The organism is Halomicrobium sp. IBSBa (assembly GCF_017612575.1).
Lineage (GTDB): Archaea > Halobacteriota > Halobacteria > Halobacteriales > Haloarculaceae > Halomicrobium.
In genome coordinates, this window is sequence record NZ_JADPQC010000001.1 from 697,634 (window position 1) to 721,007 (window position 23,374).

Annotated in this window: 21 protein-coding genes; 14 read left to right on the forward strand and 7 right to left on the reverse strand. The window is 66.0% G+C overall.

Annotated features, from left to right (window positions below):
• Positions 1–63: 63 nt before the first annotated feature.
• The 4 genes from IL252_RS03675 to IL252_RS03690 all read left to right on the forward strand — a co-directional run bounded on the left by IL252_RS03675 (position 64) and on the right by IL252_RS03690 (position 1,296).
• The gene (locus IL252_RS03675) at positions 64–348 is read left to right on the forward strand and encodes a hypothetical protein (RefSeq protein WP_170095098.1); all 285 of its coding nucleotides are present in this window, start codon (positions 64–66) and stop codon (positions 346–348) included.
• An 82-nt stretch (positions 349–430) separates the two neighbouring features.
• Positions 431–625 carry a hypothetical protein gene (locus IL252_RS03680; RefSeq protein WP_170095099.1) on the forward strand — a complete coding sequence of 65 codons (195 nt, stop codon included), beginning with the start codon at positions 431–433 and terminating at the stop codon, positions 623–625.
• Between the two features lies 1 nt (position 626).
• The gene (locus IL252_RS03685; protein ID WP_208626743.1) at positions 627–1,073 is read left to right on the forward strand and encodes a hypothetical protein; all 447 of its coding nucleotides are present in this window, start codon (positions 627–629) and stop codon (positions 1,071–1,073) included.
• A gap of 58 nt (positions 1,074–1,131) precedes the next feature.
• Positions 1,132–1,296: a hypothetical protein gene (locus IL252_RS03690; protein ID WP_208626745.1), complete on the forward strand. Its 165-nt coding sequence runs from the start codon at positions 1,132–1,134 to the stop codon at positions 1,294–1,296.
• 111 nt (positions 1,297–1,407) lie between these two features.
• Here IL252_RS03690 and IL252_RS03695 read toward each other — a convergent pair whose 3' ends face one another.
• The 4 genes from IL252_RS03695 to IL252_RS17715 all read right to left on the reverse strand — a co-directional run bounded on the left by IL252_RS03695 (position 1,408) and on the right by IL252_RS17715 (position 3,861).
• On the reverse strand, positions 1,408–2,376 hold the full coding sequence (locus IL252_RS03695) for a phosphoadenosine phosphosulfate reductase family protein (RefSeq protein ID WP_208626747.1): 969 nt from the start codon (positions 2,374–2,376) through the stop codon (positions 1,408–1,410).
• 176 nt (positions 2,377–2,552) lie between these two features.
• On the reverse strand, positions 2,553–3,152 hold the full coding sequence (locus IL252_RS03700; protein WP_208626749.1) for a hypothetical protein: 600 nt from the start codon (positions 3,150–3,152) through the stop codon (positions 2,553–2,555).
• Between the two features lie 206 nt (positions 3,153–3,358).
• Positions 3,359–3,697, reverse strand: a complete 339-nt coding sequence (locus IL252_RS03705; protein WP_153554125.1) for a 2Fe-2S iron-sulfur cluster binding domain-containing protein — start codon at positions 3,695–3,697, stop codon at positions 3,359–3,361.
• Positions 3,698–3,732: 35 nt separating this feature from the next.
• On the reverse strand, positions 3,733–3,861 hold the full coding sequence (locus tag IL252_RS17715; protein ID WP_279634269.1) for a hypothetical protein: 129 nt from the start codon (positions 3,859–3,861) through the stop codon (positions 3,733–3,735).
• 67 nt (positions 3,862–3,928) lie between these two features.
• Here IL252_RS17715 and IL252_RS03710 point away from each other — a divergent pair, with 67 nt between their 5' ends.
• On the forward strand, positions 3,929–5,302 hold the full coding sequence (locus IL252_RS03710) for a geranylgeranyl reductase family protein (RefSeq protein WP_208626751.1): 1,374 nt from the start codon (positions 3,929–3,931) through the stop codon (positions 5,300–5,302).
• Between the two features lie 4 nt (positions 5,303–5,306).
• Here IL252_RS03710 and IL252_RS03715 read toward each other — a convergent pair whose 3' ends face one another.
• From IL252_RS03715 to IL252_RS03725, 3 genes are all read right to left on the reverse strand, one after another.
• Positions 5,307–6,578 (reverse strand): amidohydrolase, encoded by a 1,272-nt coding sequence (locus IL252_RS03715; protein ID WP_208626753.1) that lies wholly within the window; start codon positions 6,576–6,578, stop codon positions 5,307–5,309.
• 76 nt (positions 6,579–6,654) lie between these two features.
• Entirely contained in the window at positions 6,655–8,559 is a 1,905-nt protein-coding gene (locus tag IL252_RS03720) for a beta-CASP ribonuclease aCPSF1 (RefSeq protein WP_208626755.1), read from the reverse strand.
• 334 nt (positions 8,560–8,893) lie between these two features.
• Positions 8,894–9,952 carry a hypothetical protein gene (locus tag IL252_RS03725; RefSeq protein ID WP_208626757.1) on the reverse strand — a complete coding sequence of 353 codons (1,059 nt, stop codon included), beginning with the start codon at positions 9,950–9,952 and terminating at the stop codon, positions 8,894–8,896.
• A 105-nt stretch (positions 9,953–10,057) separates the two neighbouring features.
• On the opposite strand from IL252_RS03725, the gene IL252_RS03730 reads away from it, so the two are divergent.
• The 9 genes from IL252_RS03730 (at position 10,058) to IL252_RS03770 (ending at position 23,358) form a co-directional block, all read left to right on the forward strand.
• Entirely contained in the window at positions 10,058–10,546 is a 489-nt protein-coding gene (locus IL252_RS03730; RefSeq protein ID WP_208626759.1) for a hypothetical protein, read from the forward strand.
• 49 nt (positions 10,547–10,595) lie between these two features.
• Complete coding sequence (locus tag IL252_RS03735) at positions 10,596–11,321, forward strand: hypothetical protein (RefSeq protein WP_208626761.1); 726 nt, start codon at positions 10,596–10,598, stop codon at positions 11,319–11,321.
• Positions 11,322–11,405: 84 nt separating this feature from the next.
• Positions 11,406–12,860, forward strand: a complete 1,455-nt coding sequence (gene proS / locus IL252_RS03740) for a proline--tRNA ligase (RefSeq protein ID WP_208626763.1) — start codon at positions 11,406–11,408, stop codon at positions 12,858–12,860.
• Positions 12,861–13,581: 721 nt separating this feature from the next.
• Positions 13,582–15,459 (forward strand): right-handed parallel beta-helix repeat-containing protein, encoded by a 1,878-nt coding sequence (locus IL252_RS03745; RefSeq protein ID WP_208626765.1) that lies wholly within the window; start codon positions 13,582–13,584, stop codon positions 15,457–15,459.
• Positions 15,460–15,903: 444 nt separating this feature from the next.
• Positions 15,904–17,157, forward strand: a complete 1,254-nt coding sequence (locus IL252_RS03750) for a Glu/Leu/Phe/Val dehydrogenase (RefSeq protein ID WP_208626767.1) — start codon at positions 15,904–15,906, stop codon at positions 17,155–17,157.
• 265 nt (positions 17,158–17,422) lie between these two features.
• Entirely contained in the window at positions 17,423–22,009 is a 4,587-nt protein-coding gene (gene gltB / locus IL252_RS03755) for a glutamate synthase large subunit (RefSeq protein ID WP_208626769.1), read from the forward strand.
• A 99-nt stretch (positions 22,010–22,108) separates the two neighbouring features.
• Positions 22,109–22,396: an AbrB/MazE/SpoVT family DNA-binding domain-containing protein gene (locus IL252_RS03760; protein WP_208626771.1), complete on the forward strand. Its 288-nt coding sequence runs from the start codon at positions 22,109–22,111 to the stop codon at positions 22,394–22,396.
• Between the two features lie 3 nt (positions 22,397–22,399).
• The gene (locus tag IL252_RS03765) at positions 22,400–22,879 is read left to right on the forward strand and encodes a PIN domain-containing protein (protein WP_208626773.1); all 480 of its coding nucleotides are present in this window, start codon (positions 22,400–22,402) and stop codon (positions 22,877–22,879) included.
• On the forward strand, positions 22,876–23,358 hold the full coding sequence (locus IL252_RS03770; RefSeq protein WP_208626774.1) for an NUDIX hydrolase: 483 nt from the start codon (positions 22,876–22,878) through the stop codon (positions 23,356–23,358). Before IL252_RS03765 ends, IL252_RS03770 begins: the two co-directional genes overlap by 4 nt.
• The last annotated feature ends 16 nt before the right edge of the window (positions 23,359–23,374 follow it).

Consider the following 23,374-nt stretch of genomic DNA (forward strand, 5'->3'; position numbering starts at 1 on the left):
CGTGCAACTAGCGGCAAATTTTATGGGAAAGTGGCGAGAAGTTCCGGACAGAGGGCGGTATGTATGCACACACCACAGCCGAACGGCGAGGGCGGACCAGAGGCCCGAGAGACCACCGCGTCGGGAGCGTCTAGCCCCGGGGAACACGCCGCCTGTGGGCTGGTGGCGCTCCTCGTCGTAGGGGTTGTGACACTCTATCTGTACCCCGCACTGGTGGTCGCCACGCGACCCCTGCTGTTGCTGTCCTCGACGGTGATCGTCGTCGCGCTCCTCTGGGTGTGGCTCTCCGTCTGGCTGAGTATCGAGATCGTCCTGGAGTGGCAGACGACACGGGCTCGCACACAGTGAGGGACGCGGTGGCCGTCGCCGCGACGACGAGAACGGCCGGCAGCGCCGAAACCTCCAAATCCTCGGGCCGCCCAACACGACCGTGGCAGACATCACGACCCGCGTCGTCGAGACCGTCGCCGAAGCGGCCGACAGCGACGGCTGGTGTTCGCACGACCAGATCGTGGCGCTGATGACACAACGAGGTGTCGACCGAATGGAGATTCGACGGGCGCTCCAGCGCGGCGTCGACGAGTCGCGACTCGAACGAGACGGCGACCGGTACCGGCGACGCTAAGATGCCTGCGCCAGACGAGGACGGCCGAGAGCGACCCGGTGGCCGTCGACCCAGCGACCTGTCTCTGCGGTCGGGCGAGCCACGCATCGGCGGGCGACTGGTCGCCGCACTCGCGGAGGGGCTGGGGTTGACCCTCGTGGCCAACGGCTTCTACCTCCCGCTGTCGGGTCCCGACAGCACGTGGGGCCACCTCGCACTGGCCGCGTTCGGCGGCGTCGTCGTCCTCGCTGGCGTGATCGCCCACCGCGGCGACACCCCGTGGCTCGCGACACCGTTTCCGCTGGTCGGGCTCGCCTTGCTCGCGACGACGCCGGGGTTCGGCGTCGGATCGCTGTCGGTGACGGCGTGGGCGAACCTCGCCGCGCTCGCGACCATCGGTGCGCTCCCGCTCGTGTGGTACCTCCGCCAGCGAGCCACGGCGCGCCACCGGGCCAGAAAGCGCGTGTAATCGCCCTGCCCAGCCGACAGTCAGCAGACTTTTCTCCCGTCCCGGTACAACGGAGCACATGACCGACACGGCCCTCCGACAACGACTGGACGCCGCCCTCGTCCTCCTGGCTGCGAACTTCCTCCTCCTGCTGGTGGTCGCGTTCGAGGTCCACCCGCCGGGCGCAGTCGGCGCGCTCGTCCTGACGCTGCTGGTCGCCTACGCTCACTTCCGCGGGTCGTAGCGAGTCTGCGATTCGCCGCGAGCGCGCCCTCAGGGGACGCTCGCGGTTTTTACCCACGTTTTTGCGCGAGCGGTTCGCGCGAAGCGCGAACCCGAAGCGGAAAAAGGTGGGTTACATGTAGCCGAGGTCGCGCAGGCGCTCCATCAGGTCCTCTTTGTCCTGGGCGCGGCCCGCGCGCTCGGTCGTCGAGTCGAGGTCCTGCTGCCAGGCGGGTTCCTCGGCTGCCTTGTCGGTCGAGACTTCGGAGCCGAGCGAACGGAACCCGGCGAAGTACTTCGGCGAGACAGGGATGTCGTCCTGCTCGATGCCGTCGGGCAGGTCGTCGTCGGTCTCGGGGACGTAGCCCTCCTCGGGGAAGTCTTCGACGGTGTCGGGGACGACGAAGTTCCAGAAGGCGTCCCAGACGGCGGCCTCGTCGAACTGGAGGATCGTCTGGATGCGGTCGTGGGGCGGGTAGATGTCCGGGTCGTGGCGCGGCGAGAAGAACGTCTCCTCGGCGCGGGACTCCTGCTCGTCCCAGCGGATGCCCGAGATGATGCCGTCGACGTCGTGGGCCTCGATGGCGTCGTTGAGCGCGACCGTCTTCAGCAGGTGGTTGCCGACGTAGGTATCGAGCAGGAATGGGAAGCTGTCCTCCTCGTACTCGAGGATCTCGCGGACGTGGTGCTGGTTGTGCTCCGAGAGGGCGTCGATCGGGATGTCGTCGCCCGGATCGAGTCCGTTCTCCTCGACGTAGTCACCCACGTCGGTGTTGCGCGCCCAGATGACTTCGAGGTCCCACTCGTCGGCCCAGTGCTCGACGAACTCGATGAGTTCGTCGAAGTGCTGGTAATGGTCGATGAAGACGACCGGCGGGACTTCGAGGTCGAAGCGGTCGGCGACCTCCTTGACGAAGTACAGCGTCAGCGTCGAGTCCTTGCCGCCGGTCCACATGACGACCGGGTTCTCGTACGCTTCGAGGCCTTCCTTGGTGACCTCGATGGCCTTCTCGATCTTGTGGTTGATCGACGGGTAGTCCTCCGGCGTCTCGCCCTCGCCGTCGGTGTAGTCGACGTCGAGGTAGTCGGGGAAGTCTGCCATTGGTAATGAGATATAATTAGATGGGCTGTAAGTACTTTTTGGAGTTCGAGTGGGCGCGTGACTCGGACACACACGACACGTGTCGCACCACGGTTCGGACGCCGACAGCGAACACCGACCGCTGGCCGGGATGGGAGGGCCTGAGAGACGGATTCTGCTGGCAGGGAAACGGAGCGTTAGCTGATGAACTCGTTGTTTCGCCAGTCGACGCTCTCGTTGTCGGCGTCGTCGCGTGGCTCTTCGACGACGTTGATCGTCGCGGGGAGTTCCTCGCCGTCGACGATTCGAACCGCTTCGAGTTCCTCGTCGACGCAGACGATCGCCGTAAGCGTCCCCTTCTCGGCGTTTTTCGCGACCTCACAGAGGACCTGGAACATCGGATACTGCAGGGCCGTGTTCTGGAGCACCGTTTCGAGATCGCCCTTGAAACAGGCGTACTCGACGAGTTCGGAGGGGATCTCTTCTTCCTCCTCCTCGAAGGACCCCCACTGTGGACTGCCACCACCGCTGTTGGGACCGGGGCCGGGTCCGTCCATCTCTTCGGGATCTTCCTCGTAGACCCGATTCTCCGTGACGCTGGCCTTCAGCTGGGCCGTCGGCGTGTACTTGCTGATCGTGTCGTCGGCCGAGACGGCGCTGATGATCAGCGTGTTGTTCCGCCGCGTGATCTCCACGTCTTCGATCTCCGGGGGAAGGTCGGGTTCCTCGAAGAGGTCGTACGTGTCTTCGAGTGGCAGTTCGAGTGTCGAATGAAGTCTGTATACACGGCTGGTCATGATTGTGCAGGTGTGGCAGTCTCCGACGGCTGACCCCTGGCGCGGGTCTGCAACGACTCGATTCAATGTAGGAGCCACTCGCTTATATGATCTGTCCTTCTCGAAAGCGCGTGGTAACGTCTCTGAGATCGACAGAACGTGGACGAGGGGGGGTTCGAGATTCAGTTCCGTGATTCTTTCTGTCTCGGACGAAGGAATTAATACGCTCAGTCGTCGGCAGCCGCCTGTTCATCGCCGGCCGCGTCGGCCGAGACCTCCGACTCGATGCTGGGCGGGTACTTCCCGCGGTCGAGTTTGAGGTCCGAAGCCGGCCGCGCCATACAGGTCAGCGCGTAGCGTTCCCGCTCTGCCTCGGTGAGTCCTCGTGCGGCGGGCTGGACGACGTCGCCGTCGACGATCTCTGCCGAACAGGCCAGACACATCCCCACGCGACAGGAGTACTCCTGTGCGATCCCCGCTTCGAGACACCGGCTCAGGATCGTCTCCTTCTCCGAGACCGTGATCTCTTCGCCGGTCCCCACGAACTCCACGGTGTACTCGGTCATGTCCCGGCGTTCGGAACCGCTCGGCAAAACTCTTGTTATCGGACGAGTCGGCGCTGTCTGGCAGTTGGCGTCCGAGAGACGATCTCGCGCCGGGCGTGGCATCGACCACGACAGAGCGTCGCGGGATCGTACACGTCGCGGCGCTGGATCCTGGCCGAGACCATGGCGAACCGACAGATACCGGCGTCGTCGGGATAAAGAGTTTTCTCCCTCGGGAGATAGGTCCCGTCCATGACCACCCACGAGTACGACGTGGCCGTCGTCGGTGCGGGCACGTCGGGCTGTTACGCCGCGGCGACGCTCGCCCACGAGGGCTACGACGTCGTCATCGCCGAGCGAAAGGACGCCCAGGAGGCGGGCCACATCGCCTGTGGCGACGCGCTGAAGGGGGCCTCGAACTTCCCGACGGCGATCCCGAAGTCCCAGATCGAGGGCGCGTTCACGAACACCGGCGTCGACCACGGCCGATTCGAGATCCCCGAAGAGGACACGGTCCTGGAGATCCCGGTCCCCGGCGAACTGGCCGTCATCGATCGCTGGGAGTACGGCCGACTGCTCATCGAGGGTGCCGAGCAGGCCGGCGTCGAATTCCACTACGACACCGTCGTCCAGGACGTGCGGCAGGAAGACGACGGCCGCGTGACCGGGCTGGAGGCGAACCGGAAGGGCGACCACGCGAGCTACGAGGCCGAGCTGGTCATCGACGCCGCTGGCGCGCTGTCGATCATCCAGGAGAAGGCGACGCTCGATTCGGCGACCTTCGACACGAACGTCACGTACTCACAGTTCTGTTCGGCCTACCGTGAGATCGTCGAGACCGAAGAGCCGGTCCCGTGGGACGACGCCCTCGTGTTCAAGCCGGCAAAGCGCGCGGCGGGGTACGTCTGGTACTTCCCGCGAACAGACACCGAGATCAACGTCGGGCTGGGGTTCCAGATGACCGAGGAACCGATGGAGCTCGTCGACGACCTCAAGCAGGACCTCCAGGGCCGTTCGGAGTTCGAGAACGCCGAGGTCCAGGACAAGCTCGGGGCCGCGTTGCCGACCCGCCGACCGTACGACTCGGCGGTCGCGCCGGGCTTTATGGCCGTCGGAGACGCCGCTGGCCACGTCAATCCGACGACCGGCGGCGGCATCGCCGGTGCGGCCTACGCCGGCCAGTACGCCGGTGAGCAGGCCATTGAGGCCATCGAGGACGGTCGGGTCGACGAGGAGGCGGCGCTGTGGGAGTACAACGAGCGCGTGATGGACCACTTCGGGGCCCGCTACGCCGCGCTGGACGTGTACAACATCTTCACGACGGCCTACGACGTGGACGATCTGATGGGGCTGCTCGCCGCGATGCCGGCCAACAAGATCGCCGACGCGCTGTACTCGGGCTCGGCCGACATGGGACTGGGGCTGAAGCTCAAGACCGCGGTCAAGAGCTTCGGCCACTGGGGGACGATCTACGACCTCTACAAGACCAAGCAGCTGGCCGACCGGCTCCTCGAACACTACGAGTCGTACCCGTCGAGCCCCGCCGGGTTCGACCGCTGGCAGTCCGAGCGCGACGACCTGATGGACGAGATCTACGCCGTCACCGGTGCGGATCCGAAGTACTGACCGTTCAGTCGTCTTCCTCTGCGATCTCGCACACCGTCTCCGAGAGCCAGTCGACGCCGATCGCCAGCGACGGCTCGTCCACGTCGAACGTCGCGGTGTGGTGGCCGCCGGGGTGGTCGGTGCCGACACCGACGTAGGCCGCGGTGCCGCCCGTCTCCTGGACGCGTCGCATGAGCACCGTCGCGTCCTCGCTGCCGCCCAGCGACGCGGTGCGGAGCCGCGAGTCGACGCCGGGGATCCCCTCGGCGACCTCGTAGCCCAGTGAGACGAGTTCCTCGTCGTTGGTCGCGCTGGGCGCTTCGCCGGTGCGCTCGACCGCGTACTCACAGCCGTGCATGCCCGCGGCGTGTTCGAGCACGTCGTTCGCGCGCTCGCGCATGTACGTCATCAGTTCTGTCGTCTCTCCTCTGACCTCGCCCTCGATGCTCGCGTGTTCGGGGATGATGTTCGAGGCCGTCCCGCCCTCGACGACGCCCGCGTTGATCCGCGTCGGGCCGTCTTCGTTGCGCGGGATGGCGTAGAGGTTCTGTACGGCCGCCGCCATCGCCTGCACGGCGTTTTCCCCCTGTGCGGGGTGGCCACCCGCGTGGGCCGGCTCGCCCGTGAACTCGGCGTGGAACTGGCTGACCGCCAGGAAGTCCGTCACGCCAGCGACGACCTCGCCGGTCGGATGGTCGAGCCCGATGTGTCCCGCCAGCAGCGCGTCGATGTCGTCGAGGTGCCGGTGACTGATGGCTTTGGCACCGCCGATGATCTCCTCTGCGGGCTGGAAGAGCACCTTCAGCGTCCCGGTGAAGTCGCTGTCGGCGATCGCCTCGAAGACGCCGACGCCGATGGCAGCGTGGGCGTCGTGGCCGCAGGCGTGCATCGCACCGGTCTCCGATCGGAACCCCTCGGCGACGGGTTCGTGGTCGGGATCGTCCGACTCCTCGCGGGGGAGGCCGTCGATGTCGACCCGCAGCCCGACCGTCGGCCCCTCGCCACGCTCCAGGACGGCCATGAGCCCGGTCTGTCCGTCTTCGAGGTGCTCGACCGTCTCGGGGTCTGCGCCGGCATCGAGGGCGCGTTCGCGCCACTCGGCCAGCGTCGTCTCCTCGGGAACGCTCAGACGGTCGTCGGCGTCGAGAAAGTCGGGCCCGACGACCAGTTCGTCCGCGGTGGGTTCCAGTTCCTCGACGAGGCGGGCCGTCGTGTAGAACTCCCGCCAGGCGGGCTCTGGGTGTCGGTGGAGGTCGCGTCGCAACGTCCTGAGTCGCTCGTACTGCGAGTCGTCCATACTGACCGGGAACGGCCCCAACGTCTTACTGGTGTCGGAGCCCACCAGAGCTGCCGGCGCTCACCGCGGCGACGCCCTACACGAACCGGAAGGTCTCCAGGTTCTTCGGGGCGAACGTCCGGAGGTTGTGGTCGTGGTACAGCGCAGACGAGAGGTCCTGTGTCGCGGACTCGTCGCCGTGGACACAGAGGACCTTCTCGGGGCTGGGGTTCATCGTCCGGACGAAGTTCTCCAGTCCCTGTCGGTCGGCGTGGCCCGAGAAACCGTCGACGGTCTCGACGCGCATGTCGAGGGACACGGTCTCGCCGCCGTCGCCGATCGGGAGGTCGTCCCAGCCGTTCCGGATGCGACGGCCGAGCGTGCCACTGGCCTGGTAGCCAAGCATCGCCAGCGTCGAGTCATCGTCACCCGCGAGGTGTTCGAGCCACGAGTGGACCGGCCCGCCGGTGACCATCCCGTCGGGTGCGAGGACGATCCCGGGCTCGTCGTCGGCCAGTGCGGCCCGATCGGCGTCGCCGTCGACGGGCTCGAAGGCGTCCGCGAGGAAGGGGTTGTCCGCCTCGTCGAAGATGCGGTCGCGCAGGTCCTCGCGCAGGAACTCGGGGTAGGTGGTGTGGACTGCCGTCGCCTCCCAGATCATCCCGTCGAGGTAGATCGGCATCTCGGGGATGTCGCCGGCCCGCATCGCGGCTTCGAGGACGAGCATGAGCTCCTGGGAGCGGCCGACTGCTGGTGAGGGGACGACGACCGTCCCGTCTCGGTCGTGGGTCTCCCGGACGAGGTCGAGGAGCTTGCGCTCGGCGTCCTCTCGGTCGGTCTGGTAGTCGTTGCGACCGCCGTAGGTCGACTCCAGGACGAGCGTCTCCACGCGGGGGAACTCGTTGGTCGCGCCCTCGAACAGGCGCGTGTCGTCGTAGTGGATGTCCCCCGAAAAGGCGACGTTGTAGAGCCCGTCGCCGATGTGGAAGTGCGTGACGGCCGACCCGAGCACGTGGCCGGCGTCGTGCAGCGTCAGCTTGATGTCGGGTGCGATGTCGGTCACGTCGCCGTACTCGAGCGTGATGGTGTGCTTGATGGCGTCTCGAACGCGCTCGGAGTCGTAGGGCGGCGCGTGGCCCTCCCCCGTCGTCGTGTCGAGCGCGTCGAGGGTCAACAGGCCGAGCAGATCACGGGTCGGCTCGGTACAGTAGATCGGGCCGTCGTAGCCGTACTCGAACAGCAGCGGGACGAGCCCGGAGTGATCGAGGTGCGCGTGGGTCAGCACGACCGCGTCGATGCCGTTCGCGCCGGCACCGAACGCTTCCGGAATCTCCAGATACGGCTGTTCGTCGGAACCGGGCACGTCGCCGCAGTCGACCAGGACGCGCGACTCGGGCGTCGAGAGGATGAAGGCGTTGCGGCCGACCTCTCGACAGCCTCCGAGCATCGTGATCCGGACGTACTCGTCGTCGGACATCGGCTCGCGGTGGATCTGTCGACCAACGCGTTCGAGCACGTCTCGACGCTCGTCACGTTCCTGCTGGAGGAGGTTCCGGACGTTCTGGACCGTCGCCGACTCGATCGGCGGGGTCCGGACGACCTCGGGGGTCCAGCCGACCCGCTGGGTGATCTTCCGGAGGGTCTCGCCGCTCTGGCCGATGACGACGCCCGGCTTCGTCGCCTTGATCAGGACCTCGCCGGTGTCGGCGTGGAAGTCCAGCTCCGAGATCTCGGCTTCGTCGGGCACGGCCTTCCTGATCGCCTCTTCGGCGCGGGACGGCGGCGTCAGCACGTCCGGGTCCGGCCGGACGGAGATTCGCTTTCGAAGCTCGCTGGCCAGTCGGCGCACCAGATCGCCGTTGCGCGCGAACTGCTTTGGATCGCGGGTGTAGATGACCAGTTCGGGCCCCTCGTAGGTCACGTCGGAGATCGTGATCTCGCGAGGAACGACTTCGTCGATCGTTTCACGCACCGTTTCGAGTTGCTTGTCTACCGTACTCATAGCTCAGAGAGTGCCCCCGGCGTCGTGGGCGGTCGGCGTACGCCGGGACGGACGCTGTGTAGTAACATAGTTCACGTAATCGGCGACCGTCGAACGCTACAGGCCGGAACCGACGGCCGGAAAACCGATCCTACCTCAGCGTATTCCCCACAGGTAATAAAAGCCTTCGCAATGCGGAAGGGTCGGATTCACACTGTCGGCTGGAAGGTCGTGACGGTGTTCCCCACCTCGGGGTGGGAAGTCGGTCACAGAGGGACAGCCGACGGCGTCACCACGCAATCCGGCACGATGGCGGTCGTGTCTTCGACGGGACACAGCGACGAGAGAGTCCCGCTCACTCCCGACGGACGGACAGTCCTTCGAGGTGGTAGATCGACTCGACCTTCGCAGCCGTGTGCTGATCCGCGTGTGACTCACCGGCGAATCCGACCGACGGCGTCACCTGAAACTGGTACACCGTCCCCGCCGTCGCAGTGAACTGGACCTCGACGGTGTACGGGTCGAGTGCCGTCGTGAGGAACGACCCCGCCGTCGGGTCGCGCCGCTCCAGGTCGATTGCCCAGTTGATGACCGCTCTGGCGATCAAGCTCCCAACGACCCCGACGTAGGGGGCGACGAGTCGGTACGCGAGAAATTCGAGCAGCTGTTCGGCCGCCCTTGTCTGGAGCCCTCTGTTGGCACGCTGTAGATCCGGACGCGTCTGATGAGCCACAGTCCGGTCGTTCGTGAGGACGGCCAGGTTCGTCTCCGAACAGAGCGTGTAGTCACGGTTGCGGTTCTCTCGGGGCGCGTACTCGTAGGCACCGTTGCCCCAGTAGCTCGCGGTCAACGTGTAGGTCCCGCTCTCGGGAGCCCGCCAGTACGTGCGGAACGCTGCACTGGCGTTCATCCCCAGTGTCCCCGTCCCGACCAGCGCGCCATCGACGGTCAGGTGTGCCTCGGAGTCGTTGGAGACCGAAGCCCGGTTGGTCAGAGCGTGGGTCTGATCGTCGCCGGTAATCCCGCTCGACTGCGGTTCGGCCGGCAGCTGTTCGGTCTCGTGAATCGGAACCGACCCGATCGTCGACACTGGCTCGATTCGTCGTGGCGTCGCCGTCCGGGTCTCGGCCTCCGTGCTTGTTCGTGTCGCGGTCGGCGTCTCCGTCCGGGTGGGAGTTCGCGTCTCCGCCCGAGTGGGAGTCCGGGTCTCGGTGTGCGTAGCGGTGGCGCTCTCGGTCGGCGATCGACGTGTCGCCGTTCGAGACGGATCAGTTGACCCGTCCGCGACATCGTCGGAACAGCCGGCGAGACTACTCGAAAGGGCAGTCAGGCTGACCGCTGCGGACTTGAGTACGCCACGCCGATCGACGTACCGACGGAGCGTCTCGGCCTCCGATGGTCCCTGATCGGGCATACATCTCGTCACACGAGGTCGCATCAAAAATATCCCCGTCCACACGAGAGTCGCGTATCGACACGACGGCGAGACACAAGTGTGGGGCGTGTGTGAGAGCGAACGATGAACGTGACACCCGAGACGGTCAGACGCGAACGCGACTGGGTTCGAGAGCGTGCGGACGTGATCGTCCCGCTGCTCAACGAGACGAGAGCACAGCTCGGCGATGCGTTCGAGGTCGCCGTCGAGCCCGTCGACGAAGCGGCGTACCTGGCCGCCGTCGACGAACTGTTCGCCGACGGCGACCGCGCGGTCAACGTCGCCGCGCTGATCGGCCTGCTGCGCGATCTGGACGTGACCGACGACTATCCCGGCTTCGTCGTCGACGAGCTACTGGGTCGCGAACTGGCCGCGATGATCGCCGGAGACCAGCCCTTGCGACTGCTCGCAGAGGCGACCTTCCACTACGCGGACGTGACGACACACGGCACCGCAGACGATCCCGCGGGTGCCGACGACCTCGACGCCGCGCTGGCCGCGGGCTTCCAGACGCGACTCCCCGGGTGGCCGTGGCGAGAGACGGACAGTCCCTTCGCGGTCGGGGATTCGTGAGAGGGGAGTTGGCCATACTCTTTTGAAACACGGCTTCGTGGGGGCGATTATGGATACGATCGGGGTCATCTGTGAGCCGGACGACGCCGTCTTCGGACGGGCGGCCGAGCGGCTCGCCGCCAGGGGGTTCGACGTGGAGTTCCTGCCGCCCGGTGAGCCGATCCGACCCGAGGACATCGACGCGCTCGACGCGCTGGCGAACAGAACTATCTGTCGGCAGGCCTTCGACGCCCTCTCGTATGCGGACCGCAACGGCGTCGAGACGCTGAACGGCTTCTTCCCGACGACGGCGCTGTCCTGTCGACTCGTCGTCCTCAACGCGCTGGAACAGATCGGGTATCGCGTGCCCGCGATCGCGTTCAAGAAGCCCGACGCCGACTACGTCGGGAAGAACCGCTTTCGGTGGGACGGGCCGGCGGGGGTCGACGCCGATCCGGAGTTCTACCAGCAGGCGGTCGGTACCGAGCCGTCGATCGAACGCTACTACGCGCTCGACGACGGGATCGAGACGCACTTGCAGGCGCTGACGATCAGGACGAAGCTGACCGAACGGCGGCCGGTGCTCGAAGAGACGACCGTCCGCGTCCAGCTGGCGACACGCATCCGCGAGCTGCTCGATCGGTTCGACGCGCGCGCTATCGGGGTCGACTTCGTCGTCGACGAGCACGACGAGTGTTACGCCGTCGACATCAGCCCGGTGCCGAGCTTCGACGGGGCCGGGATGGAACGACGGCTCGCGGACTCGCTGGCGTCGCTGACGACGATCGGTGCGTAGCTCCGGGGACCGACGACAAGACGGGCAGTGGCGGCGACCGTGGAAACACAGCGCGTTTATCCCCCCGGTGTCAGAGTGTTCGGTATGAGCGAAGAGCAGGAACTCGGGATTACGGAGAGCAAGGAACACAGTCCCGGCGAGTGGTACGCGGAGGTCGTCCAGAAGGCCGGTCTCGCGGACTACGCGCCGATGGGCGGGTTCATCATCACGCGTCCGCGAGGGTACGCCATCTGGGAGCAGATCCAGGACCACCTCGACGGGTGGTTCAAGGACACCGGCGTTCAGAACGCCTACTTCCCGATGTTCATCCCCGAGAGCTACCTCGAACGGGAGAAAGACGTAGTCGAAGGGTTCGACCCCGAGGTCGCGTGGGTCACCCACGGCGGCCACGAGGAACTCGAAGAGCGACTCGCCGTGCGCCCGACGAGCGAGTCCATCATCGCCCCCTTCCTCGCCCAGTGGACGCGCTCGCACCGCGACCTGCCGCTGCGGATCAACCAGTGGTGTTCGGTCGTCCGGTGGGAGGCCACCGAGACCAAGCCGTTCTTCCGCACCAAGGAGTTCCTGTGGCAGGAGGGCCACACCGCCCACCGCGACGAGGACGACGCCTGGGAGGAGACGATGACGCGGCTCGAACAGTACGAGAAGCTGTACGAGGACGTCCTGGCGATGCCGCCGCTGAAGGGCCGCAAGCCCGAACACGACAAGTTCCCCGGCGCACACACCACGACGACGGTCGAGACGCTGATGCCCGACGGCAAGTCGGTCCAGGCTGCGACCTCCCACTACCTCGGGACGAGCTTCGCCGAGGCGTTCGACATCACCTACGTCGACGAGGACGAGGACGAGGAGACGGCCCACACGACCTCGTGGGGGCTGTCCTGGCGCGCGATGGGCGCGCTCATCATGACCCACTCGGACGATCAGGGGCTCGTCCTGCCGCCGACGCTCGCGCCCAAGCAGGTCGTCGTCGTGCCGATCTGGCAGGAAGACACCAAAGACGAGGTCCTGGAGTACGCCGCCGACGTGGCCGCCGAACTCGACGAGGCGGGCGTTCGCGTCCACTTCGACGACCGCGACCACCGCAACCCCGGCTTCAAGTACAACGACTGGGAGCTCAAGGGCGTGCCGCTGCGCGTCGAGATCGGCCCCAACGAGGTCGAAGACGAGGAACTCACGCTCTCGCATCGCCCCGACGGCGAGTCGATCACCGAGAGCCGCGAGGACCTCGAAACCACCGTTCGAGACCACCTCGACGAGGTCTTCGCGAAGCTGTACGCCAGCGCCGAGGAGACGCTGGAAGGCGAGATTCGCGAGGCCACCTCTCGCGAGGAGATCCTCGGCACGATCGGCCAGCACGGCGGCTACGTCAAGTGTGGCTGGTGTGGCGACGAGGACTGCGAAGAGCCCATCAAAGAGGCCATCGCCGCCGAGATCGTGATGGTCCCCCTCGACCGCGACGAGGAACCGATCCACGAGGAGTGTGCCATCTGCAGCGAGGAGGCCGAGGAGACCGCCTACTTCGCGAAGTCGTACTAGCATACCGCGCCTCTGGCGCGGTTTCACCGGTCCGAACGGGGCGAGGCGCACCGCAGGTGGGTCTCGAATGCGAACGGGGAACTGTGTGACCCGTGAGCGGAGAGAGGACCGGATTTTTCGCCGACGTTTTTGCGCGAGTGGTGCCCGCAGCGAGCGAAGCGAGCGAGGACACCCGAAGCGGAAAAAGGTCGGTGTACGGCGTACTTCGCGAAGAGCTACTAGCATACCGCGCCTCTGGCGCGGTTTCACCGGTCCGAACGGGGCGAGGCGCACCGCAGGTGGGTCTCGAATGCGAACGGGGAACTGTGTGACCCGTGAGCGGAGTGAGGGGCGGATTTTTCGCCGACGTTTTTGCGCGAGTGGTGCCCGCAGCGAGCGAAGTGAGCGAGGACATCCGAAGCGGAAAAAGGTCGGTGTACGGCCTACTTCGCGAAGAGCTACTAGCATACCGCGCCTCTGGCGCGGTTTCACCGATCCGAACGGGGCGAGGCGCACCGCAGGTGGGTCTCGAATGCGAACGGGGAACTGTGTGACCCGTGAGCGGAGTGAGGACCGGATTTTTCGCCGACGTTTTTGCGCGAGTGGTGCCCGCAGCGAGCGAAGCGACTGCCAGACTGGACTACAGACGTACGCCACCAATTTTTATGTCGAACTAGCTCGTGAGAAACGGTAGCTGACCGGCCTCCGGGGGTGGTGTGGGGCCGATCGGACACAGGGGACCATGGGACACAGCAACAGCACGCACAGGGGTGTGGTTCTCGTCGTCCTGGCACTGGTAGTCGCAGCCGGGGTGCCGGGCGTCGTCGGGGGCCAGACCGCGAGTATCGACGAGTGTCGGACGATCGAACAGAGCGGGACCTACGAGCTGTCGGACACGATCGAGGCGACCGACGTGGATCGCTGTCTCGAAATCCGGAGCGACGGCGTCGTCATCGACGGCAACGGCCACACGCTGGCCGGCGGTGACCGGGACGAGGGGACGGTCGGGATCCACGTCGGCGGGAGCGAGAACGTCCAGATCCAGAACGTCGTCGTCACGGGATGGGGCACCGGCCTCCAGGCGGCGGCCGCGGACGGCGCGACGATCAGCGGCGTCACCGCCGTCGAGAACACGGACGGGATCGAGGTCGTCGGCAGCGACGGCGTGACCCTCAACGGCCCGACCGCTCGGGCGAACGCACAGCGGGGACTCTCACTCGGGCGCGGAACGACGAACGCCGTCGTCCGCGGCGGAGTCGCGGCCGACAACGGGGAGGACCTCGCCGTCGCGGGCGGCGACGGAAACCGAGTCCGCTCGCTCTCGCTGGGCGAATCGACGGCCGCAGAGACGAGACTCTCCGCGACGCCGATCAGGAACGCCTCGATCCGGAGCGTCGAGTCGATCCCGGACGCCCCGGACGGACAGCAGTCGGCCGGTCGGGCCGCCGCGATCACGGCGCGTGGCAGCGACACCGAACTCTCGCTTGCCCTCCACTACGAGGACGGTGACGTCGACGACGAGTCGGCGCTGTCGATCTGGAGCTACGGGGCCGAGAGCTGGGCGACGGTCGGCGGCAGCGTGGACGCAGAGCAAAACAGAGTCAGCGCGTCGATCGACCGGTCGGCGTTCCCGACACGGACGACGCGATTCGCCGCCCTGTCCGGCGACGGGAGCCTGACACGCCAGACGGCGACGGAGACGCCAACGGAGACGCCGACCAGCACGCCGGTGTCGACCGAGGCGACGGACACGGCGACGCCGACAGCGGAGAGCGAAGACGCGACTGCGACACCGGCGGACGGTGACGACGACGCGACGCCGAGCGACGAGCGCGAGTCGACCGACACGGCGAAGCCGACCCGAGAGGGCGACGAGTCGGCTGCCGGCGATGGGACAGCCGCGAACGCGAGCGCCGACGGCGCGGCCGACACCGAGGGCACGGGCGGCGAGCAAACCGGCGCGACGACGACCGACGGAGGCGCTGGCGAGAGCGGCGGCGGACTGTTGATCTATCTGCTGGCGATCCCGCTCCTCGGACTCGTCGTCGGCGGTGTCGTCACCGGAGGACTCCTCGTCCGACGATCCGATCGAGTCGGCGAGTGGCTGGCCGGTGGCGAGCAAGACGACGAGAGCGACGCGGAGGAGGACGACGATGCGAAAGCGGAGCGCGAGGACCAGACGACCGGCGACGCCGTCCGTGGCGTTCGAGATCTGACCAACTGTGGAGACTGCGGCGAGATCGTCGGAACGAACGAACGGTTCTGTAGCCAGTGCGGTGCGAGACTCCGCGAGAACGCCGTCGACGACCCCGAGGAGCCAGTTCCGACGACGCTGACGCTGTCGGTCGGCGGCCGCGAGATCGCGGTCGGAGACGGAACGACCGTCGACGAACAACTCCGCTCGCTGTTGCGCGACGGTGGGAAGCCAGCACAGACCAAGTGGATCGACGACGAGCATCTCGTGTTCCAGCGAACGGACGACGGATTCGTTCTCAGGACCCGTGGCGACAACCTGACCAGAGTGAACGGCGAGCGAGTGCGCCCCGGCGATGCGGAGCCGATTGCGCCCGGCGACGAGATCGAAGTATCGGGACTGCTCGCGCTCTCGGTCGGGCAGTAGCACGCCGCCCGCTACTGTTCCGAGAGTCCGTTTCTGTCGACTGACCTGACAGAGGGTCAGCTCACGGAATCGGAGCCGCCGCTGTCGGCGACGCGGTCTGTCACGTGAGAGTGACCGAGCAGCGACAGTGACGAAACGAAGATGGGGTCGAGGGAGCGTGTGACATTCTCCGGTGCCCCCGGGAGAGAGTGGCGGATGGTCCACCATAAAAGGGCGTCAGACTGTCGTGTGACAAACGACAGACTGAGGGGAGAAGTCGGATCTTGTTGCCGCCAGACTGTCCAATCTCCGCCTTGTACGTCATATGGCCACATACAAGGTATATCGGTACCACCAAACAATACCTATTCACCAGAAGAATATTACCTCATGTTTTTATATTGGGGGATTATGCACTCTGTATCGTTTCGTTATCTTTTAAGGTCGGTGTACAAACATTCAGTTATGGCAGACGTAAACCCGTTCGAGAGTTTCCAGGAGCAGGTAGACGATGCGGCAGCGTACCTCGACGTCGACGAGGGGATGCTCGACCGTCTCAAGAACCCGGAGCGCATTCTGGAGACGAACCTCGCCGTCGAGATGGACGACGGCTCCATCAAGGTGTTCCGCGCGTACCGCTCGCAGTTCAACGGCGACCGCGGTCCGTACAAGGGCGGGATTCGCTATCACCCGAACGTCTCTCGCGAAGAAGTGAAGGCACTGTCGGGCTGGATGGCTTACAAGACGGCGACGGTCGACATCCCGCTGGGCGGCGGGAAGGGCGGTATCATCATCGACCCCAGCGACTACTCCGAGAGCGAACTCGAACGCGTCACCCGCGCGTTCGCGAAGGAGCTGACGCCGCTGATCGGCGAGGACCGGGACGTGCCCGCGCCGGACGTGAACACGGGCCAGCGCGAGATGAACTGGATCAAAGACACCTACGAGACGATCGAGCGCACCACCGAACCCGGCGTCATCACCGGGAAGGACCTCGCGAGCGGCGGCAGCGAGGGCCGCGTCGAGGCGACCGGTCGCTCGACGGTCATCGCCGCCCGCGAGGCCTTCGACTACCTCGGCGAGGACATCGCCGACGCCACCGTCGCGATCCAGGGCTACGGGAACGCGGGCTGGATCACCGCCAAGCTCGTCGAGCAGATGGGTGCGACGGTCGTCGCCGTCTCGGACTCCAGCGGTGGGATCTACAGCGAGGACGGCTTCGACGCCGTCGCAGCGAAAGACCACAAGCGCGAGACCGGCTCCGTCGTCGGCTTCCACGGTGCCGACGAGGAGATCACGAACGAGGAGCTCCTCCAGCTCGACGTGGATCTGCTGGTCCCGGCCGCACTGGAGAACGCGATCGACGCAGAGATCGCCGAGGGCGTCCAGGCGGACGTGATCTCGGAGGCAGCCAACGGCCCGATCACGCCCGACGGCGACGACGTACTCGAACAGAAGGACGTGCTCATCGTCCCCGACATCCTCGCCAACGCCGGTGGCGTCACGGTGTCGTACTTCGAGTGGGTCCAGAACCGCCAGCGCTTCTACTGGGACGAGGAGACTGTCAACGAGCGGCTCGAAGACATCATCGTCGAGCAGTTCGACACGCTCGTCGACGCCTACGAGGAACACGACCTCCCGAACATGCGCATCGCGGCCTACGTCGTCGCCATCGAGCGTGTGCTGACCGCAGCCGAGCAGTCCGGCACCTGGCCATAGATCGGCGCTGGGTTCGTCGTCGACACGCCTGTCGCTGCGTTCCCGTTCGCATCGGCGACGCTACCGTCGCTAGCGACGAGCGGAGAGACAGCAGAACTGCCTTTTTTGCCGTGTAGCGGCCGGTCGTACCGACGATATCGGAGATCCTCATGGTCGATCCGCACAAATCCTTATATGTTAATAATACTCATGCAAATGTGTATAGTGTACCCTTATTGTATCAGGGACACCCTCTTGTGGGGGAACCCCTATGCTCGGATCACACATGGTTGAGCGACAGCAGAGTGACCGATCCGGGAGCGCCGCAGGGCTCGCGGACCCGACCGATACTCGGTCGAACTGCGGTGTCGGGGTCGTCATGGATCTCGACGGCGGGTCACACGACTGGGTGGTACAGGACGGACTCGAACTACTGGCGAACCTCGAACACCGCGGGACCACCGGTGCCGAAGAAGACACCGGCGACGGCGCAGGTATCATGCTGCAGATCCCCCACGAGTTCTTCGTGGACGAACTCGACGTCGATCTCCCCGAGCCCGGCGCGTACGCCGTCGGGACGCTCTTTCTCCCGCAGGACGACGACGAGGCCGCCGCACTGAAAGATCTCGTCGAATCGACGCTGACCGAAGAAGGGCTCGACGTGCTGGCCTGGCGGTCGGTGCCGACGGACAACGAGGACCTCGGCGCGACGGCACTCGAATCGGAACCGGACGTGACACAGGTCGTCGTCACGTCGGCCACCGGCGCGACCGGCGACGCCTTCTCGCGACAGCTCTACGTCGGTCGCCGCGTGCTGGAGAACGAAATCGAGTCGACGGAGCCGGCGGGCCACGAACGGTTCTACGTCTGCTCGCTGGACCACGAGACGATCGTCTACAAGGGTCTCCTGAAGGCAGAACAGCTGTCGGGCTACTACCCCGATCTGAGCGACGAGCGGTTCGAATCGACGTTCGCACTGGTCCACGCCCGTTTCTCGACGAACACGCTCGGCGCGTGGCACCTCGCTCACCCGTATCGGAACATCATCCACAACGGCGAGTTCAACACGATCCAGGGCAACATCAACTGGATGCGCGCCCGCGAGACCGACATCGAGAGCGACGCGTTCGACGACGGCGAGCAGAGCGGGCAGTCGGACATCGAGAAGATCAAGCCGATCATCGACGATCCCGACCAGTCCGACACCGCCAGCGTCGACAACGCGCTCGAACTCCTCTTGCAGGACGGGCGAGACCTCCCCCACGCGCTCCGGATGCTCATTCCGGAGGCCTGGCGCGGCGAGATGAACGACGTACAGGGCGACCGGCGGGACTTCTACGACTACCACGCCTCGCTCGTCGAACCGTGGGACGGACCGGCCCTCGTCGCCGCGACCGACGGTGACCGCGTCGGCGCAGTGCTCGACCGCAACGGCCTGCGCCCCTGCCGGTACGACATCCTGCAGGACAACACGCTGGTGATGTCCTCAGAGGCCGGCGCGCTCGATCACACCGCCGACGAGATCGAGGAACGCGGCCGTCTCCAGCCGGGACAGTGCTTCCTCGCCGATCCCGAAGAGGGTCGCGTCATCCCCGACGAAGAGGTGTTCGAGGACATCAGCGACGAGAAGTACGGCGAGTGGGTCGAACAAGAACAGGTCGACATCGACGACATCGCCAGCCGAGAGTCCGACGCGCCGATCGGCGACGTGGACGGCCTCCGGAGCCACCAGGCGATGTACGGCTACACCTACGACGAGGTCGACCACCTCATCCAGCCGATGGCCGAGAAGGGGAAAGACCCCGTCGGCTCGATGGGCGACGACACGCCGCTGTCGGTGCTCTCTCAGTTCAACCGACCGCTGTTTACCTACTTCAAGCAGCTGTTCGCGCAGGTGACGAACCCACCACTGGACTACATCCGCGAAGAGCTCGTCACCTCGCTGGAGTCGCGGCTGGGCTACCAGCGGAATCTGCTGGCCGAGACACAGGAACACGCCCGCCAGCTCGTGCTCGACTCGCCGATCCTCAGCGACGAAGAGACGGCGGCGATCAAGGAGCTGGGCTCGTCTGACGACCGCGACGGGAACGGGATGTCGTCGACCGTCCTCGATATCACCTACGAGAGCGGGACCGACCTCCGGGAGGCGATCGAGGACGTTCGCGACGAGGCGACTGCGGCCGCGACCGACGCCGACGTGCTCGTGCTCTCGGACCGCGCCGCGGGCGAAGACCGCGTCCCGATCCCGAGCCTGCTCGCGGTCGGCGGCATCCACCACCACCTCGTCCGCAACGGGCTGCGCAACCACGTCGGACTCGTCGTAGAGTCCGGTGACCCGCGGGCGGTGCATCACTTCGCGACGCTGATCGGGTACGGCGCGGGCGCAGTCAACCCCTACCTCGCCTACCAGACAATCGACGACCTCGTCGCCGGACCGGACGGTGCGGACCTGGAGGCGGCGATCGGCGCGTACATCACCGCCGTCGAGGACGGACTGCTGAAGACGATGGCCAAGATGGGCATCTCGACGGTCGAGTCCTACCAGGGAGCCCAGATCTTCGAAGCCGTCGGGCTGGGCTCGGACTTCGTCGCCGAGTACTTCGAGGGGACGACCTGCCGCACGGAGGGGGTCGGCATCGACGAGATCGAGGCCGACCTGCTCCAGCGCCACGACGTCGCCTGGAGCGAAGAAGAGCCGGACATGCCCCGACAGGGCGAGTACGAGTTCCGGTCGGACGGAATCCACCACCAGTGGAACCCCGACACGGTGGGCAAACTCCAGCAGGCGGTCCGGATGGGCGACTACGAGACCTACAAGGAGTTCGCAGCGGAGATCAACGACCAACAGCAGACCCTCCAGACGCTGCGGGGCCTGCTGGAGTTCGACGACGAGGCCCGCGAGTCGATCCCGGTCGACGACGTGGAACCGGTCTCGGAGATCGTCGAACGCTTCGAGACGGCGGCCATGAGCCTCGGGTCGCTGTCGCCGGAGATGCACGAGAACAACGCGATCGCGATGAACCGAATCGGTGCCAACGCCAACACCGGCGAGGGCGGCGAGCCCCCGGAGCGGTTCGGGACCGAGAAAGAGTGTACGACAAAGCAGGTCGCCTCCGGGCGCTTCGGCGTCACGAGCGACTACCTCGCCTCGGCCGAGGAGATCCAGATCAAGATGGCCCAGGGCTCCAAACCCGGCGAAGGCGGCCACCTGCCCGGCAAGAAGGTCAACGAGATGATCGCCCACGTCCGGTACGCGACGCCGGGCGTCGGCCTCATCTCCCCGCCGCCGCTGCACGACATCTACTCCATCGAGGACCTCAAGCAGCTGATCCACGACCTGAAGGCGGCCAACCCCGACGCCGACATCAACGTCAAGCTCGTCGCCGAGGACGGCATCGGGACGATCGCGGCCGGCGTCGCGAAGGCAAACGCCGACGTGGTCCACATCTCGGGCCACTCTGGCGGGACCGGCGCGTCGCCGAAGACGTCGATCAAGAACGCCGGCCTCCCCTGGGAGCTGGGACTGGCCGAAGCAAACCAGATGCTGAGTGGGACGGAGCTGCGCGACCGGATCAGAGTCACCTCCGACGGGGGGATGAAGACCGGCCGCGACGTGGCCGTCGCCGCGCTGCTTGGCTCGGAAGGGTACATCTTCGGCACCGCGTCGATGGTCACCTCGGGTTGTGTGATGGCCCGGCAGTGTCACGAGAACACCTGCCCGGTCGGTGTCGCCACCCAGAACGAGAAGCTGCGAGACCGCTTCCCGGGCGAGCCCCAGCACGTGGTCAACTACATGACCTTCATCGCCCAGGAGCTGCGCGAGATCATGGCCGAACTTGGCTTCGAGACCATCGACGAGATGGTCGGCCGAGCGGAGCTGCTCCGACAGCGCGACGACATCGAGAACCCCAAGGCCGAGAAGCTGGACCTCTCCGGACTCGTCGCCGAGCCCGAGGGCGACCAGCGCATCAAGACCCGCGAGCAGGACCACGACATCGACGAGCAACTCGACTGGGAGCTCATCGAGGCCGCCGAGCCGGCCCTCGAAGACCGCGAGCCGGTCGCGATCGAGACGGAGATCGACAACGTCCACCGCGCGGTCGGCGCGACTCTCTCGAACCGCATCAGCCAGGCCTACGGCACCGAGGGGCTGGCCGACGACACCATCCGCGTCGACCTCGACGGGACGGCGGGCCAGTCGTTCGGTGCCTTCCTCCAGGGTGGCGTGACCATGGCGCTGGACGGGACCGCCAACGACTACGTCGGCAAGGGGCTCTCCGGCGGGAAGGTGATCGTCGAGACGCCACAGACGGCCGCCTTCGATCCCGCCGAGAACATCGTCGTCGGCAACGTCGCGCTGTACGGCGCGACCCAGGGCGAGGCCTACGTCAACGGGATGGCCGGCGAGCGCTTCGCCGTCCGCAACTCCGGGGTCAAGGGCGTCGTCGAGGGCGTCGGCGACCACGGCTGTGAGTACATGACCGGCGGCGCGATCGTCGTCCTGGGCGAGACGGGCAAGAACTTCGCGGCCGGGATGTCCGGCGGCGTCGCCTACGTCTACGATCCCGACGGCGACTTCGAGCAGCGAGCCAACACCGGGATGGTCTCGCTGTCTCGCTCGCTGGAAGGGAAAGACGAGCAGATGATCACCCGACTGGTCGAGAACCACGCCGCCTACACTGACTCGGAGCGCGCGAAGGCGCTGCTCGACGAGTGGGACGCGGCGCTCGACGACTTCGTGAAGGTGATGCCCGACGCCTACGCCGAGGTCATCGAAGAGCGCGACCGCGACGACGTGCGCAACGAACCGCCCGCGTCGGCCACGCCCGAAGCCGGCGCGGTCGACAGCGGGATCGCGACCAGCGACGACTGAAGCTGGGAGTCACAACCATCTCGTTTTCGTCGACCCGGCGAGAGGGCACGCGGAATATTTGTTTATTTGTGCCGACAAGTGGGAAACGGGTAGATTATAATGGGTGAGTTTGTCCTCGACGACGAATACGAATCACGGGGAGAGCGAGTCTCGTTGCACGTCGACGACCGCGGCCGTGTCACGATTCCGAAGCGTGTCCGCGATCGACTGGGCATCGAACCGGGGTCAGATGTTTCTGCGTGGCTCTCTGGCTCGGTGCTGACAGTCGATCCTGCGCCGAGTTCGCAGATCGAAACAGCGAGTGCAGACCGGAAGCAATGGAAAGCGTCGACACCGACCGACGCAGGTGCGTCGCTATTCGGTCCGATGGACGAGGACGACGCCTGATCGATGAGCGAGACGATCCCGCGCGGTGTCAAGATTCTCACCGACGTGAACGTGCTGGCAATTGGATTAACCGACGATCATCCAGCTCACGAGTACGTCTGGCCGTGGATTCGTGACGCACTCGACGGGCCGAACGTGTTGCTGATATTCGACTACTATCCGTTTCGCGCTCAGTACATCATGACTCGCCAGTTCGGCGTCGGTGAGACCGACGCCCGCAACGCCGTGCAATCCCTCGTCCAGAGTCCAGCCCGACTCGTTGGGGCCAGCGAAGGGACGATACTCGACGCCTACGAGGTCAGCGCCGAACAGAATTACGACGTGTACGACTCGTTCATCGTCGCGCTGGCACGGGAACACGATGCTGACTACCTCGTGACGACCGATACCGAATTCGTGGACCTGTGTGCCGACGTGGCTGTCGAATGTACCAATCCGGTTCCCGAGGACGAACTCGACGTACTGTCGCTCACTGACGGATGACGCTCGATGCACCACGCGAATCCCAGACGATCAGGCTCCCGGCCGAAACGCTGTCGTCGATGCGCGAGTGGGCCGTTGCAGGCACCGGTCTCACTGCGGCGGCGCGCGTTCGCGATCCGAACGGCCGGACCGCCTTCGTCAAGAACGACTGGTCTGATGGGTGGGTCCTCCCGGGCGGGGCGGTCGAGCGAGACGAGTCCCTCGCTGGTGGGGCCCGGCGGGAAGTCCGCGAGGAGACGACACTCGACGCCGACATCGTCGCGCCGCTGGTCGTGTTCGAACAGTCCTACGTCGACGAGAGCGACGGGAAGACCGCCTTCACCGCGCAGTACGTCGTCTACGACGCGCGCGCCGACGGTGAGATTCCCGACGCGGACCGACTCGGAGAGACCGACGACGAGATCCGTGCCGCGCGATGGTTCCAGACGCCGCCCGACGCGCTCCACGACGGTGATCTCCTGGGGCAGTATCTCGAGTGACCAACCGTTTTCCCGT